This window comes from Nonomuraea sp. NPDC049129 (genome assembly GCF_040648495.1).
Taxonomy (GTDB): Bacteria; Actinomycetota; Actinomycetes; order Streptosporangiales; family Streptosporangiaceae; genus Nonomuraea.
In genome coordinates this window covers 66,426-80,699 of the sequence record NZ_JBEZDU010000040.1, presented here as the reverse complement: position 1 = coordinate 80,699, position 14,274 = coordinate 66,426, and the positions used below count along the sequence as shown (strand labels likewise).

Annotated in this window: 15 protein-coding genes; 6 read left to right on the top strand and 9 right to left on the bottom strand. The window is 69.0% G+C overall.

Features of this window, described 5'->3' with window-relative positions:
• The first annotated feature begins 400 nt into the window (after positions 1-400).
• Both AB0B64_RS56615 and AB0B64_RS56610 read left to right on the top strand, forming a co-directional pair.
• Complete coding sequence (locus AB0B64_RS56615; protein ID WP_358203833.1) at positions 401-841, top strand: Imm7 family immunity protein; 441 nt, start codon at positions 401-403, stop codon at positions 839-841.
• A gap of 522 nt (positions 842-1,363) precedes the next feature.
• Entirely contained in the window at positions 1,364-2,317 is a 954-nt protein-coding gene (locus AB0B64_RS56610) for a serine hydrolase (protein ID WP_357949521.1), read from the top strand.
• Between the two features lie 198 nt (positions 2,318-2,515).
• Here the strand turns inward: AB0B64_RS56610 and AB0B64_RS56605 are convergent, their stop codons facing one another.
• From AB0B64_RS56605 to pstS, 5 genes are read right to left on the bottom strand one after another with little or no spacing between them, the layout of a single operon-like run.
• Positions 2,516-3,211, bottom strand: a complete 696-nt coding sequence (locus AB0B64_RS56605; protein ID WP_357949524.1) for a response regulator transcription factor — start codon at positions 3,209-3,211, stop codon at positions 2,516-2,518.
• A 26-nt stretch (positions 3,212-3,237) separates the two neighbouring features.
• Positions 3,238-4,014 carry a phosphate ABC transporter ATP-binding protein PstB gene (gene pstB, locus AB0B64_RS56600; RefSeq protein WP_357949527.1) on the bottom strand — a complete coding sequence of 259 codons (777 nt, stop codon included), beginning with the start codon at positions 4,012-4,014 and terminating at the stop codon, positions 3,238-3,240.
• A gap of 14 nt (positions 4,015-4,028) precedes the next feature.
• Positions 4,029-4,904 (bottom strand): phosphate ABC transporter permease PstA, encoded by an 876-nt coding sequence (gene pstA, locus AB0B64_RS56595; RefSeq protein WP_357949530.1) that lies wholly within the window; start codon positions 4,902-4,904, stop codon positions 4,029-4,031.
• A complete protein-coding gene (gene pstC / locus AB0B64_RS56590; protein WP_357949533.1) occupies positions 4,901-5,881 on the bottom strand; it encodes a phosphate ABC transporter permease subunit PstC in 981 nt (326 codons plus the stop codon). Before pstC ends, pstA begins: the two co-directional genes overlap by 4 nt.
• Positions 5,882-5,887: 6 nt before the next feature.
• Positions 5,888-7,000 carry a phosphate ABC transporter substrate-binding protein PstS gene (pstS, locus tag AB0B64_RS56585; RefSeq protein WP_357949536.1) on the bottom strand — a complete coding sequence of 371 codons (1,113 nt, stop codon included), beginning with the start codon at positions 6,998-7,000 and terminating at the stop codon, positions 5,888-5,890.
• 121 nt (positions 7,001-7,121) lie between these two features.
• On the opposite strand from pstS, the gene AB0B64_RS56580 reads away from it, so the two are divergent.
• Positions 7,122-7,595: a low molecular weight protein-tyrosine-phosphatase gene (locus AB0B64_RS56580; protein ID WP_357949538.1), complete on the top strand. Its 474-nt coding sequence runs from the start codon at positions 7,122-7,124 to the stop codon at positions 7,593-7,595.
• On the top strand, positions 7,582-8,367 hold the full coding sequence (locus AB0B64_RS56575) for a fructosamine kinase family protein (RefSeq protein ID WP_357949541.1): 786 nt from the start codon (positions 7,582-7,584) through the stop codon (positions 8,365-8,367). The genes AB0B64_RS56580 and AB0B64_RS56575 overlap by 14 nt, the downstream gene beginning before the upstream one ends.
• Here the strand turns inward: AB0B64_RS56575 and hisN are convergent.
• From hisN to aroA, 3 genes are all read right to left on the bottom strand, one after another.
• Entirely contained in the window at positions 8,362-9,147 is a 786-nt protein-coding gene (gene hisN / locus AB0B64_RS56570) for a histidinol-phosphatase (protein WP_357949544.1), read from the bottom strand. The two genes, AB0B64_RS56575 and hisN, sit on opposite strands and share 6 nt — an antisense overlap.
• Before the next feature lie 117 nt (positions 9,148-9,264).
• Complete coding sequence (rsgA, locus tag AB0B64_RS56565) at positions 9,265-10,305, bottom strand: ribosome small subunit-dependent GTPase A (RefSeq protein WP_357950738.1); 1,041 nt, start codon at positions 10,303-10,305, stop codon at positions 9,265-9,267.
• A gap of 220 nt (positions 10,306-10,525) precedes the next feature.
• Positions 10,526-11,827, bottom strand: a complete 1,302-nt coding sequence (gene aroA / locus AB0B64_RS56560; protein WP_358203807.1) for a 3-phosphoshikimate 1-carboxyvinyltransferase — start codon at positions 11,825-11,827, stop codon at positions 10,526-10,528.
• Between the two features lie 94 nt (positions 11,828-11,921).
• Between aroA and AB0B64_RS56555 the strand changes: the two genes are divergently transcribed.
• Both AB0B64_RS56555 and AB0B64_RS56550 read left to right on the top strand, forming a co-directional pair.
• On the top strand, positions 11,922-12,668 hold the full coding sequence (locus AB0B64_RS56555; RefSeq protein WP_358203802.1) for an SOS response-associated peptidase: 747 nt from the start codon (positions 11,922-11,924) through the stop codon (positions 12,666-12,668).
• Between the two features lie 153 nt (positions 12,669-12,821).
• A complete protein-coding gene (locus tag AB0B64_RS56550; RefSeq protein WP_357949551.1) occupies positions 12,822-13,154 on the top strand; it encodes a TraR/DksA C4-type zinc finger protein in 333 nt (110 codons plus the stop codon).
• A 35-nt stretch (positions 13,155-13,189) separates the two neighbouring features.
• Here AB0B64_RS56550 and AB0B64_RS56545 read toward each other — a convergent pair whose 3' ends face one another.
• Positions 13,190-14,050 (bottom strand): methyltransferase domain-containing protein, encoded by an 861-nt coding sequence (locus AB0B64_RS56545; RefSeq protein ID WP_358203794.1) that lies wholly within the window; start codon positions 14,048-14,050, stop codon positions 13,190-13,192.
• Positions 14,051-14,274: the final 224 nt, after the last annotated feature.

The following is a 14,274-nucleotide window of genomic DNA, read 5'->3' as shown; positions in this document are numbered from 1 at the left end:
TTGGGGTCCTTCTTTTGCGTTACGGGTCGGTACGGGTCGTTCCCGGGGGGTCGGGGGCGGAAGGGTTGTGCGGGAGGGTGGTGGCGCGCTGGGCTCGGTCAGGGCTTACGGGCGCCAGAGCGCTCGGCTCGTTCGCGGTGATGGGTCTCACGTCTTGGGCGTGGGGCCTTTTGCGTTCCTGGGCCTTGAGAGCTCGGTCCGCACGAGGCGGCCTGAAGGCGGCCTGCTGGAGCCGCGTCGAAGGCGCTGGAGGGACGGCTTGGCGCGTGGGAACCTTTCTTGCGTTATGGGTTAGGGGTCCGTTCCCGGGCCTCGTGCTGTTCTCGGCGCCCGGAGAGTTCGGACCGCACGAGGCGGCCTGCTGGAGGGATGGCGAAGGTTGGAGGGGACTGCGAGGGTGATGAGGCACGGCGACGTCGGGAGGAGGATGGCGGTGATGGAGTACCACGGGTGGGTGACCATCCGTCAGACGGCCCGCGCTGACGACGACGGCTCCGACGGCCTCCTGAAGCGGCAGGTGGAGGATATCCGTGCCTATCTGGCGCAGCTCCCCGACTACGGTTTGATCGACCTGCGCTGGCTGAACGGCATTCCCTCCTTGCACGTAGCCGGCCAGCCCAACCGCGACGGCGGCTGGAGCGGCATCATCATCGAGCTGTTCCAGCGGGTCGGCCAGATCGCGCCCGGCTCCTACGGGCTGCTCCACCTCTGGGACGACGAAGGCGCTCACTCGAACGAGTTCCGCGTCTACCGGCTCGTACGTGGTCGGCTGAGCGAGCACGCTGACACCCTGCTCTCTCCCACGATCCCGACCCTTGAAGACCCCGAGCCTCACTCCTGACTCGAGGTCCACTCCTGACCCGAGCTGGAGTCCTGACCCGAGCCGCACTCCCGACCCGAACAGGACTCCCGACCCGAACCGGACTCCTGGTCTGGCTCCTGACCTGAGCCATCCGTCCGTCAGTAGGAACTCGAGATAATACGACTTGGCCGGCTAGCGAGATTGTGGTGTTCGCGCGAGCAAGCCCCTGGTGTCCGTGCGAGCGCAGGAACGTTGGCGTCCGTGCGCCCGTTCGAACTGACCGAGCTCGTTGGTGAGCACCTCCTGCGGGAACAGCCGCGCTGGCAGCTCGTGCTCGCCCTGGCCAGGCCGGGCTGCCAGGTACCTGCCCACTGAGCGGGGCCGCCTCACTCAGCGGGCAGCCTCACAGGGCGAGGCCGACCCACTGAGCGAGTCGGTCCCGCAGGGCGAGGCCGACCCACAGGGGTTGCCGAATGGGACATCTGTGGCGTCGACTTGATCGTCAAACTGGGCACCACTGGCCACTAGCGTCACATCAGCACCATTCGTGATAATTCACGAATGGTCGGGGGCAGGGGCGTCGGGGGATTCTTCCGCGTGGCCCTAACGGGGTTTCTCCTGCTGCTCTTGGGCGTCTGGCCGGCGCCACCCCAGCGAGAGTCGGTCCAGCGTCCCGCCGCCTTCCACCAGCAGGCCCCGGTCCTGGTCCAGCGGCAGGCGCTGGTCGAGGTCCCTGCGCCGGTGAAGCATCGTAAGAAGCTCAAGCCGGATCCGCCGATCGCGGCCAAGAAGATCACCAAGCGGCTCGATCGTTACCTGGCCGGGCGTCCGGGGCCTGTCACAGCCATGGTCGAAGATCTCACCACCGGGCGCCTCTACCGTTATCACCGCAACGAACACCTCATCACCGCGAGCACCGCCAAAGTGCAGATCCTCATGACGCTCCTCCTCAAGACCCCCTGGCACAAGCTCTCGAAGGCCACCAGACACGACGCCGATCTCATGATCCGCTACAGCGACAACCACGCCGCCGACCGTCTCTGGCTGCGCATCGGTGGGGCCGCCGGGTTCACGAAGGCGGGCAAGAAGTTTGGGCTCCGCCACACTCAGGGAGTTCCGGGTGACTGCGTCGACCTGTATTGCTGGGGCATCACCAGCACCTCGGCCGAAGACCAGGTGCGGCTGATGAAGGCCCTCGTGTCGGCCAAGAGTCCGCTCCGGGCCAAGGATCGTGCGCAGGTGCTCAGGCTGATGGGCAAGGTGATCGACGGCCAGAACTGGGGCGTGAGCGCTGCCAAGTGCAAGGGCGACCATGTCGCGCTGAAGAACGGTTGGCTGAAGCGCGTGTCCACCAAGCGCTGGGCCATCGTCAGCGTCGGCCTCATCCACGGCCACGGCCATGACTATGCGCTGGCCGTACTGACCGAGAACAACGCCGACACCGGCCAGGGCATCGCGACCGTTCAGGGCGTGGCCGAGCGGATCATGAAATCTTTCCGCTCCTGCCACGCCTGACCGCATGGGGCCACGGCAGGGCCGGTCGTGCCACGCCTGACCGCATGGGGGGCACACGGGGTTAAGCGGGGCGGAACGTAGTCGCACAGAGCTGAACAGCTGCATAGGGCCACACAGAGCCAAGCAGGGTCTCGCCGGGGCCGTGCAGGGCCGCACAGGGCCGCACAGGGCCATGCCGGTCGTACGAGCCGAGCAGGGTCACACAGAGTCGGAGGGGGCGGGGGCGATCAGGCGGTAGCCCACGCCGCGGACCGTCTGGATCAGTGCGTCCTCGTCGTCGCCCAGCCGGGCCCGCAGCCGCTTGACGTGCACCGCGATGGTGTTCGTCGAGGTGCTGGACACCGTGTGCCACACATGCCGCATGATCTGCTCGCGCGTGACCGTGCGGTTCGCGTTGCGCATCAGATACTGCAGCAGCTCGAATTCGCGCAGCGGCAGGTGCACGACCCGTCCGTCCACCCGTACCTGGTAGGCCTGCGCGTCGAGTTCGACGCCGCCCACGACCAGCACCTCGCGGCCCTCCGGGGAGGCCGCGTGGATGAACGGCAATAATTCCGGCACCCGGTACGGCCTGGCCACGCAGGCGACGGCACCGGCGGCGAGCGCCTGTACGGCCTGCTCGGCGTGCCCCTCGCCGACGCCGAGCAGAACGGGCACGGACCTTGAGAGCCGTACCGCCCGTACGAAGTCGACGGCGCCGATGACCGGCAGCGTGGCCGACACGAGTACCACGTCAGGCTGCAGCGCCCCGGCCTGGATCAGGCCCTGGGCGCCGTCGGGGACGCCGGTGACCGAGACGCCCTCGCGTTCGAGGGCGGTGGCCACGTCCTCCACGACCCCGTTGTCCGGGTCCGCGATGAGCAGGATGGGCTTCGTCCTCGTGTCCCCGTTCACACTGGATGCCGCCTGCTGGTGGATCATCAGCCGAAGCGCCCGGTGATGTAGTCCTCGGTCGCCTTCTCTGTGGGATTGGTGAACATGCGGGAGGTCTCGTCCATCTCGACGACCTTGCCGGGCTTGCCCTGCTCGGCAAGGTTGAAGAAGGCGGTCCGGTCGCTGACCCGGGCGGCCTGCTGCATGTTGTGGGTGACGATCACGATCGTGTAGTCGTCCTTGAGCTTGGCCATCAGGTCCTCGATGGCCAGCGTGGAGATCGGGTCGAGCGCGGAGCAGGGCTCGTCCATCAGCAGCACCTGCGGCTGGACCGCGATGGCCCTGGCTATGCAGAGTCGCTGCTGCTGGCCGCCCGACAGGCCCGCGCCGGGCTTGTTGAGGCGGTCCTTGACCTCGTTCCAGAGGTTGGCGCCCTTCAGTGACGTCTCGACGACGCCGTCCATCTCCGACTTGGCGACGCGGCCGTTGAGCCGGAGTCCGGCGGCCACGTTCTCGTAGATCGACATCGTGGGGAACGGGTTGGGACGCTGGAAGACCATGCCGATCATCCGGCGCACCGAGACCGGCTCGACGCTGGAGGCGTACAGGTCCTCGCCGTCGAGCAGCACCTTGCCCTCCACGCGCGCGCCGGGGATGACCTCGTGCATGCGGTTGAGCGTGCGCAGGAACGTCGACTTGCCGCACCCGGACGGGCCGATGAACGCGGTGATCGAGCGCGGCTCGATGGTCATCGAGACGTCCTCGATGGCCTTGTGGCTCCCGTAGTAGGCGTCGAGGCCTGAGACCTGGATCTGCTTGGACATAGTGGCTTTACCCCTTATCGGCCTCTGGCAGGTGCGCGCCACCGGGCGATCAGGCGCGCGACCAGGTTGAGCAGCATGACGATCAGGATGAGCGTGAGGGCTCCGGTCCAGGCCCGATCCACGGCGGTGTCGTTGGGACGCCCCGCCTGGTCGAAGACGAACAGGGGGAGCCCCATCTGCGGCCCGCTGAACGGGTCGTTGTTGATGGAGTCGGTGAAGAACACGGTCAGCAGCAGCGGCGCGGTCTCGCCGGCGACTCTGGCCACGGCCAGCATGACGCCAGTGATGATGCCGGTCAGCGCGGTCGGCAGGACGACCTTCATGATCGTGCGCCACTTGGCCACACCCAGCGCGTACGAGGCTTCGCGCAGGTCGTTGGGGACCAGGCGGAGCATCTCCTCGGCCGATCTGACCACGGTCGGCATCATCAGGATCGACAGCGCCAGCGCACCGGCGAACCCGGAGAACGGCTGGCCCAGGAACAGGACCCAGAACGCCAGGATGAACAGGCCGGCGACGACAGAAGGGACGCCGGTCATGACGTCCACGAAGAAGCTGATGTACCGGCTCAACCGGCCGCCGTTGCCGTACTCGACCAGATAGATCGCGGTCAGCAGCCCGATGGGGACGGAGATGATCGAGGCGAGCAGGACCTGTTCCAGCGTGCCGATGATCGCGTGGTAGGCACCGCCACCCGCGTCGCGGGCGCCGATGTTGCGCATCGAGTGCGTGAGGAAGTCCAGGTCGAAGCGCCCGAGACCGTTCTTGATCACCAGCCAGAGCACGGACACGAGCGGCACCACGGCCAGGGCGAACGCCAGGTAGACCAGCCCCTGGACGACGCGGTCCTTGATGCGGCGGCTGGTCGAGATGTGCTGGATCGCGGTCATGCGGCGGCCCTCGCGTACTCCTTGCGGCGGTTGATGATCATGCGGGCCGCTATGTTGACGAGCAGGGTGATGACGAACAGCACCAGGCCGGAGGCGATCAGCGCGCCCCTGCCGATCGGGGTGGCCTCACCGAAGCCGTTGGCGATGTTCGCCGCGATGCTGTTGGCGTGCGGGGTGAGGATCTCGAAGGTGATGTCGAAGGTGGCGGGGAAGATCAGCGCTACCGCGATGGTCTCGCCCATCGCCCGGCCGAGGCCGAGCATCGCGGCGCTGATGACGCCGGGACGGCCGAACGGCAGCACGGCCATCCGGATCATCTCCCAGCGGGTGGCGCCGAGCGCGAGCGCCGCCTCCTCGTTCATCTTGGGAGCCTGGAGGAAGACCTCGCGGGAGATGGCCGCGATGATCGGCAGGATCATGATCGCCAGGACGATAGATCCCGCGATCATGGTCTTGCCGCCGATGGCGCCCTCGCCGGCGAAGAGCGGGAACCAGCCCAGGTTCTCGTTCAGCCATTGCGACGGCGTCTTGAGCAGCGGCACCAGGAAGACCACGCCCCACAGGCCGTACACCACACTGGGGACGGCGGCGAGCAGGTCGATCAGGTAGCCGAGCGGCCCGGCCAGGCGGCGGGGCGCGTAGTGGGAGATGAACAGCGCCACGCCGACCGCGATGGGAGTCGCGATGACGAGCGCGAGGGCCGAGCTGAGCACGGTGCCGAACGCCAGGGCGGCGATGCCGAAGACCTGGCTGCCGTTCGGGTCCCAGACCAGCTCGGAGAAGAAGTGACCCTTGTTCGCCTGCAGGGCGGGGATCGCCTCGCTGATGAGGAAGACGGCGATCGCCGCCATGATCCCCAGCAGGATGACGCCCGCGCCGGTGGCGGCGTAACGGAAGGGCCCTTCACCATGGCTGCGCCGCGAGGCGGGCCGGCTCGTGGCCGGTCCGCCATCACGGGTACGAACGTTGGACGTCATCGGCTGCTAGGAGATCGCCTCGACAGCGGTGCGGACCTTGGTCAGCAAATCGCCCGAGAGGGGGGCGTAACCGAGGTCCTTCAGCGCGGCCTGGCCCTCGTCGCTGGCGGTGTAGGTGAGGAAGGACTTGACCAGCTTCGCCTGGTCGGCGGGCAGGCCCTTCTCGCAGGTGATCTCGTACGTCACCAGGACGATCGGGTACGCGCCCGCGGTCTTGGTGGCGTAGTCGATGCCGAGCTTCAGGTCGTTGCCCGTGCCCTTGATCTCCGCGGTCTCGATCGTCTTGGCGGCGCTGTCGGAGTTCAGTTCGACGAACTCGCCCGCGCCGTTGGCGACCTTGGCCTTCTGGAGCTGGGAGTTCTCGGCGAACGACAGCTCGACATAGCTGATCGAGCCCTCGGCGCCCTTCACCGAGGAGGCGATGCCGTCGGAGCCCTTGGCGCCCTGGCCCTTGGCCTCGGCGGGCCACGCCTTGGCGGGCTCGTACGGCCACTCGGCCGTGGCCTTGAGGAACTTGGTGAAGTTGTCGCTGGTGCCGGACTCGTCAGCCCGGTGGAAGGCCTGGATCGGCGTCGAAGGCAGCTTGGCCTGCGGGTTGTCGGCCTTGATGGCCGCGTCGTCCCACTTGGTGATCTTGCTGCTGAAGATGCCGCCGAGAGTCTTGGGGGACAGCTGCAGCCCGTCGACACCCGGGAGGTTGTAGACGACCGCGATCGGGCCGGTCACCATCGGGATGTTGATGGCCTTGCCGGTCTTGCACCGGGCGTCGGCCTGGGCGGGCTCGCCCTTGTCGTCCTTGAGGGCCGAGTCGGAACCCGCGAAGGCGACCGTACCCTGGATGAAGGCCTGGACACCCGCGCCCGAACCGCTGGGCTGGTAGTTCAGGCTGGCCCCGGGGTTCTTGCTCTGGAAGTCCTTCTTCCACTGGTCGATCGCGTTGGCCTGGGCCGAGGATCCGGCGGCGTTGATCGTGCCGCTCAGACCGTTGTCGTTACCCGCGGCGGTGGTGGCACCGGCGGACGCGGTGGCGTCGGCGCCGCTGTTGTTGTCTGTGCCGCACGCAGCGAGCGAGAGCGCGCCGACGACGGCGACGGCGGCGAGCCGGCCTGCATACTTCACGGTTGGGTTTCCTCCCACTCGGTCCTTAGTCGCTACGAAGTTATGCAGCCAAAGTGACTCAATCCCCCTACCAAGGGTGAACGGACGGTGAACGGCCCTGGTCACCCTCATGATGGGAGGTATGACCTATCGCGTATGCCTGGTGTGCATGGGAAACATCTGCCGTTCACCTATGGCGGAGACCGTGCTCAGGCGGACTCTGGCCGACCACGGACTCGATGAACAGGTGGCCGTCGACAGCGCCGGCACCGGTGCCTGGCACGCGGGCGATCCCATGGACGCGCGGGCTCTGCGGACGCTGGCCGACCACGGCTATGACGGCTCCGCGCACCGGGCCAGGCAGTTCACCTCGGGGTGGTTCGACCGCTACGACCTGGTGCTGGCCATGGACCGGGACAACCTGTCGTTCCTGCGGCGGATGGCCCCCGAGGGTGTGGAGGTGCGGCTGTTCCGCTCGTTCGACCCCGACGCGCCGGACGGCGCCGAGGTGCCCGATCCCTACTACGGTGAGGCCGACGGTTTCGTGGAGGTGCTGCGGCTGGTCGAGGCCGCTTCTAGTGGCCTCGCGAAGCACATCGCCGATGAGATCGACTGAGGACCTCGGGGCCTCCCACGGGTGGCGGCTGCAGCGGGGCGTGCTCGACGACGGGCGCGTGGTGTTCGCCAAGACCGGAGCCGTTTCTCCGGTGTTCACTTCCGAGGCGGAAGGGCTGCGGTGGCTGGGTGAGGCCATCGCCGTGCCGGAGGTGATCGAGGTCTCCCGGGATCGGCTCGTCCTGTCATGGGTGGACACCTCCGCGCCGACGGCGGCGGCCGCCGAGCGGTTCGGGCGCGATCTCGCGCGGCTGCACCGCGCCGGCGCGCCCGCCTTCGGCGCGCCCTGGCCGGGCTTCATCGCTGACCTACCGATGGACAACTCGCCCGCCGACGACTGGCCCGCCTTCTACGCCACCCGCCGGGTGCTGCCCTTCGTACGCCAGGCGCGGCTGCCCGCGCGGGACGTGGCGCTCATCGAACGGGCCGTGTCACGGTTCGGCGAGGTGGCGGGGCCACCGGAGCCGCCTGCCCGCATCCATGGCGATCTGTGGAGCGGGAACGTGCTCTGGTCGGACGGACGCGGGGTGCTCATCGACCCGGCGGCGCACGGCGGGCATCGGGAGACGGACCTGGCGATGCTGGCGTTGTTCGGGGCGCCCTATCTGGATCGGATCCTGGGGGCCTACCAGGAGGAGGCGCCGCTCGCGGACGGGTGGCGGGAGCGGGTGCCGCTGCATCAGCTGCATCCGCTGCTCGTCCACGTGGTGCTCTTTGGTGGGACTTATCGCGACAGCTTGCTGGCTGCCGTGGCGCGGGTGCTGGCGCTATGAGGCGTTCAGGCGTCTGAGGACCTCGTCGTGCAGGAGGCCGTTGGTGCAGACCAGGCTGCCGCCCTCCAGACCGGGGACGCCCGCGAGGTCCGTCCACCTGCCCCCGGCCTCCTCGACGATCACGGTGAGGGCCGCCATGTCCCACGGCGACAACTCCGGCTCGGCGGACACCTCCACCGAGCCCTCCGCGACCATCATGTGCGACCAGAAATCTCCATAGGCCCTAGTGCGCCAGCAGGCCCGCCCGAGGTCGAGGAAGTTGTCGAGGCGGCCCATCTTCTCCCAGCCGCTGAAGCTGGAGTAGGAGAAGGACGCGTTCTCCAGATCGGAGACCGACGAGACGCGCATCCGGGTCGCCTTGGTCAGGCTCTTGCCGGTCCAGGCGCCGCCCTCGGTGGCCGCCCACCATCGCTTGCCCAGGGCGGGGGCGGACACCAGACCCACCTTGACCTGGCCGTACTCCATCAGCGAGATCAGCGTCGCCCACACGGGCACGCCGCGCACGTAGTTCTTGGTGCCGTCGATCGGGTCGATGATCCAGGACCTGGCACCCCAGCCCGTCTTGCCGAACTCCTCGCCCACGACCGCGTCACGCGGCCGGGCCCGCCGGAGGGTGCCGCGAATGGCCTCCTCGACAGCGCGATCGGCATCGCTGACCGGCGTGAGGTCCGGCTTGGTGTCGACCTTGAGGTCGACCGCCTTGAACCTTCGCATGGTCAGGTCATCGGCGTGGTCCGCCATGACATGCGCCAGACGTAGATCATCGTTATAACCCGTCACGATGAGCCACGCTACCGTGACTTACCTCCCGAACATCAGTCGAGCGGCGCTGCATTTCTGGTAAGTCCCGTCCGCCGACGGATGGGTGATTCTTCGGATAGGTCCCGGATTGGTATCTCAGGTGCCGTCGTCCGGGGTGCCTTCGCGGCTGGACAGGAGGCGGCGGAGGGACTCCAGGCGGGCCGGCTCGGCGTGCCCGGCCGCCACCCAGGGGCCCAGCGCGCAGTCGGCGTCCAGGTGGGTGCAGCCCTTGGGGCAGTTGACCGAGCCTTCGATGAGGTCCGGGAAGGAGGCGAGGACGGTCTCGACCGACACGTGGGCCAGGCCGAAGCTGCGTACGCCGGGCGTGTCGATGATCCAGCCGCCCTCCGGGAGTTCGAGGGCCACGGCCGAGGTCGAGGTGTGGCGGCCCCGGCCGGTGACGGCGTTGACCTGGGAGACCGCCCGGTTGGCGGCCGGGACCAGGGCGTTGACCAGGGTCGACTTGCCCACGCCCGAGTGGCCGACCATCACGCTGAGGCGGCCGGTCAGGTGGTCGCGGAGCTGGTCAAGCGAGCCGCCCTTGTGGACGACGACGTGCGACACCCCGAGCGGCTCGTACATCGCCACCAGCTCGTCGGGCGGCGCCAGGTCCGACTTGGTGAGGCAGAGGAGTGTTTCGATCTCGGCGTCGAAGGCGGCCACCAGGATCCGGTCGATCATGCGCGGCCGGGGCGGCGGGTCGGCGAGCGCGGTCACGATGACCAGCTGGTCGGCGTTGGCCACCACGGGGCGTTCGATGCCGTCGGTGTCCTCGACGTCGTCGGCCGAACGGCGCAGCATCGATGTGCGCGGCTCGACGCGTACGACCCTGGCCAGGGCGTCGGGGCGGCCCGAGACGTCGCCCACGAGGGCCACCCGGTCGCCGACGACGATGCCCTTGCGGCCGAGCTCGCGCGCCTTCATGGCGGTGACCAGGCGACGCTCCGGCTGTTTGCGCTTCTGGGCCGATCCCTTGGCGCGTTCGGGTTCGACCAGTGTGGTGTAGCGGCCCCGGTCGACGGCGACCACGAACCCCTCCACGGCGTCCTCATGCGCAGGCCGGATCCGGGTCCGCGGCCGTGAGCCCTTGCCCGGCCTGACCCGTACGTCGTCCTCGTCGTACTCCCGCTTTCTCAGCGGTCTACCCCCATGTCACCGTGCGCCGCCCGTCCATCGCGGCGGTCCTGTCCACATGTTGCCCCACCGGGCGGGGTGCCCAGCGAATCGTGCGCGCGCGCCGCTCCACCGCATCGGTTGTGCCCGCGTGTCCATCCCACCATGCCGACCGGCCTGGCCGCCCGCCCGAGCATCCGCGTCGGGCGGGTGCCCGTGGGTGGCGGACCGGCAGGTCGGGTGGTCATCGCTCGCTCAGCATGGTCGTCCACATCTGGACGAACTCCGGGAGCGTCTTGGCCGTCGTCGCGATGTTCTCCACCTCGATGTCCGGGACCGCCAGCCCGATGACCGCACCGGCCGTGGCCATGCGGTGGTCGTCGTAGCTGTGGAAGACGCCGCCGTGCAGCGGGCGGGGCCGGATGAGCAGGCCGTCGTCGGTCTCCTCCGCGTCGCCGCCCAGCCGGGTGATCTCGGTGACCAGGGCGGCCAGGCGATCGGTCTCGTGGCCGCGCAGGTGCGCCACGCCCCGGATCCGGGACGGCGAACTCGCCAGTGTGGCCAGCGCGGCGATCGTCGGCGTCAGCTCGCCCACCTCGCGCAGGTCGGCGTCGATGCCCTCGATCCGCCCGGTGCCGGTCACGGTCAGGGAGCCGGCCTCGCCTGCCGCCTCGTGTGCCGCCGGGGACAGCCGGACCGTGGCGCCCATCGAGGTGAGCAGGTAGCGCAGGGCGTCGCCCGGCTGCGTGGTCGTGTGGGGCCAGCCGGGGATGGTGACCGTGCCGCCCGTGACCAGAGCCGCGCCGAGGAAGGGCGCCGCGTTGGACAGGTCGGGCTCGACGGCCAGGTCCCTGGCCGCGATCGGTCCCGGCTCGACCCGCCAGATGTCGCGTTCGCTGTCGTCGACCGTCACCCCGGCCGCCCTGAGCATCTGGATCGTCATCTCGATGTGCGGCTGCGACGGCACGGGCGGGCCGACATGGCGGATCGTGACGCCCTTCTCGAAGCGCGCCGCCGTGAGCAGCAGCCCCGAGACGAACTGCGAGGAACCCGACGCGTCGAGCGTGACCTCGCCGCCCGCCAGCGGGCCGTGGATGGTGAAGGGCAGGGCGTCGTTGTCGACGCGGGCGCCGAGCGCGCGCAGGGCGTCGAGGATGGGACCCATGGGGCGCTTGCGGGCGTGCGGGTCGCCGTCGAAGGCGACCGGGCCGTCGGCCAGGGCGGCCATCGGCGGTACGAAGCGCATGACGGTGCCCGCCAGGCCCGCGTCGATGCTCGCGCCGCCACGGATCGGGCCGGGGGTCACCTGCCAGTCGACGGCGGCCGTGGTCTCGTGCACCGGTGTCAGGGTGGCACCCAGGGCACGCAGCGCCGCCACCATGAGGTCGGCGTCGCGGCTGCGCAGTGCCTGGCGCACCATGCCGGGGCCGTCGGCCAGCGCGGCGAGGAGCAGCGCGCGGTTGGTCACGGACTTGGAGCCGGGCAGGTGGATCGACGCGATCACGGGAGCGGTCGCGGTGGGTGCGGGCCAGTGCGGTGCGGGCATGGTCAAAGAATACTGGCGCTTGTGAAGTTCAGGGCTGCCGATGACCCGGACGGCCGCGCATGCGGTCGCGGGTTGTACATGGCAGTGTGGGGACATGTGCGGGAGATACGCGTCGGCGCGCAAGAAGCACGAGCTGCTGGAGGAGTTCCAGGTCGAGCTCGACGGTGACCCCGACAAGGAACTCGGGCCCGACTACAACGTCGCGCCCACCAAGAACGTCTACGCCGTCCTCAGCCGGGTCCCGAAGGACGCCGAGCGGGCCGTGCGGCAGCTGCGGATCGTCAAGTGGGGGCTGGTGCCGGCCTGGGCGAAGGACCCGTCGGTGGGCGCACGGATGATCAACGCGCGGATCGAGACGGTGGCCGAGAAGCCGTCCTACCGCCAGGCGTTCGCCAAGCGCAGGTGCCTGCTGCCGGCCGACGGCTACTTCGAGTGGATGCCGGTCGAGGGCGACAAGAAGAAGAAACAGCCGTACTTCATCCACCCGGAGGACGGCGGGGTGCTGGCGATGGCGGGCCTGTACGAGTTCTGGAAGGACAAGTCGCGCGACGATGACGATCCGCTGAAGTGGCTGGTGACCTGCACGGTCATCACCACCGACGCCGAGGACGACCTGGGCCGCATCCACGACAGGATGCCGATGATGATCGAGCAGGAGCGCTGGGCGGAGTGGCTCGACCCCAAGCTCACCGACCCCGAGCAGGCTTCGGGTCTACTGGTGCCGGCCGACACCGGGCGGCTGACGGCGGTGGCCGTTTCCACCGATGTCAACAATGTTCGCAACAACGGCCCGGACCTCATCAAACCCCTGCCCCCGGAGGAGGAAACCGCTCTCCGCTAGAGGTGTAAGAGCCACGCTTAGTGGGCATTCGGTGGGGAAAGCGATGCATCCGTTCACCCGGAGTCACCGCCACACATGCCCCCCAACGCGCCGGGTAGGACTTCCGGGGAGTCCCGCTGCGGCTTGCCCCCCTTTACCCGGAGGTGCGGATCCGTGGACGACGCGACCGCTCGTAAGCAGCTGGAGAAGATGCTCACCGACCTGGACCGATCGATCGGGGTGCTGCAGGGCGACCCCGTCGCGATCCGCGAGCACTCCGCGGCCGACGCGGGGTCCGACCTGACCGACGCCGACCGCGCCCAGGCCATGCTCACCGTGGCCACCGCGCAGCGCAGGGCCGTGATCGAGGCGCTCAAGCGCGTGGACGAAGGCACGTACGGCAGGTGCGTCGACTGCGGCAAGCCGGTCCCGGAGGGCCGGTTGGAGGCCCGTCCGGAGGCGGCGCGGTGCGTGGAGTGCCAGGGCAGGCAGGAACGCCGCCGCTAGCGGTACTTTCGTTGGCGGTACCGCCAACGAGCAGACTAGGTCTTGCGGGCGCTGGCCACGAGGTGGATGCCGACCGTGTCGTCGTCGTCCGGGTGCGCGTCGAGCTCGGTGCGCACCAGCCAGGCCAGCGACCTGGCGTCGGAGCCCAGCACGTGGTCGACGGTGGAGGGCGACAGCACGGTGCGCGGGCGTACCCACTCCACCTCCAGACCGGCGCCGGTCAGCAGTTCGCGTAGCTGCGCGCTGCTGAAGCAGCGGGTGATGCTGCCGTCGGGCCACGGCACCAGCATGACCTCGCCCGTCTGCCGCAGGTGCTGCCACTGCTCCTGCTCGGCGAGGATCGCCATGCCCAGCACCAGGGAGTCGACGCAGATCAGCGCCCGGCCGCCGGGCCGCAGCACCCGGAACACGTCGCTCATCGCCGACTCGGCCATGAGCTCGATCGACATGGCACGTTCTTCGGCGACGACCGCGTCCACGCTCTCGTCGGGGAGGAAGGCCAGGTCGTCGGCGCGTACGTGACGGACGCGCCCGGCGTCGCGCAGCCGCGCCTGCGGGTCGGGCATCAAAGGGGAGCTCGGCGACTGGGAGTTGAGCGACTGAGAACTCGACGACTGAGAACTTGACGACTGAGAGCTCAACGACTGAGAGGTCAACGACGCAGAGGTCAACGACAACGAGGTGGAGCGGCGGAAGTCGAGCAGCTCGATCACCCGGTGCCCGGCTCGGGCGGCCTGCCCGGACCAGCGTCCCCGGCCCCCTGACAGATCGAGTACGACGGAGGGTTGGTCGGGGAGCCACCGGGTCAGCTGCTCGGCGACAACGGCGCGGTAGAAGGTCCAGTACGGCCCGAGCGTCCCTGAGCCGTTCAGTTCCTCGGCCGGAATGGGCAGCACACGCGACTCCTGGGTTCCGGGAAAATGGCTACCAGCCGGTACGTATGGTTTTCCCCGCACCGGGTCGTTCGTCACCTTCTATCTTGCGGGAACAGACGAGGGCGCGGGCGTGTTGCGACGTGCATGCTCACATTGCTCGAACCCCTCCCCAGTGACGGACCGGTCCGTGACGAGCGGGTATTCTCCCCTGAGTACGGTGTACCGCAACAGCCGGCCACCGGTGA

Excerpts from the sequence above, each read along its gene's own strand:
- AB0B64_RS56615 (WP_358203833.1), top strand. The coding sequence starts at position 401 with ATGAGGCACGGCGACGTCGGGAGGAGGATGGCGGTGATGGAGTACCAC.
- AB0B64_RS56610 (WP_357949521.1), top strand. The coding sequence starts at position 1,364 with ATGGTCGGGGGCAGGGGCGTCGGGGGATTCTTCCGCGTGGCCCTAACG.
- pstB (WP_357949527.1), bottom strand. The coding sequence starts at position 4,014 with ATGTCCAAGCAGATCCAGGTCTCAGGCCTCGACGCCTACTACGGGAGC.
- pstA (WP_357949530.1), bottom strand. The coding sequence starts at position 4,904 with ATGACCGCGATCCAGCACATCTCGACCAGCCGCCGCATCAAGGACCGC.
- pstC (WP_357949533.1), bottom strand. The coding sequence starts at position 5,881 with ATGACGTCCAACGTTCGTACCCGTGATGGCGGACCGGCCACGAGCCGG.
- AB0B64_RS56580 (WP_357949538.1), top strand. The coding sequence starts at position 7,122 with ATGACCTATCGCGTATGCCTGGTGTGCATGGGAAACATCTGCCGTTCA.
- AB0B64_RS56575 (WP_357949541.1), top strand. The coding sequence starts at position 7,582 with ATGAGATCGACTGAGGACCTCGGGGCCTCCCACGGGTGGCGGCTGCAG.
- aroA (WP_358203807.1), bottom strand. The coding sequence starts at position 11,827 with ATGCCCGCACCGCACTGGCCCGCACCCACCGCGACCGCTCCCGTGATC.
- AB0B64_RS56555 (WP_358203802.1), top strand. The coding sequence starts at position 11,922 with ATGTGCGGGAGATACGCGTCGGCGCGCAAGAAGCACGAGCTGCTGGAG.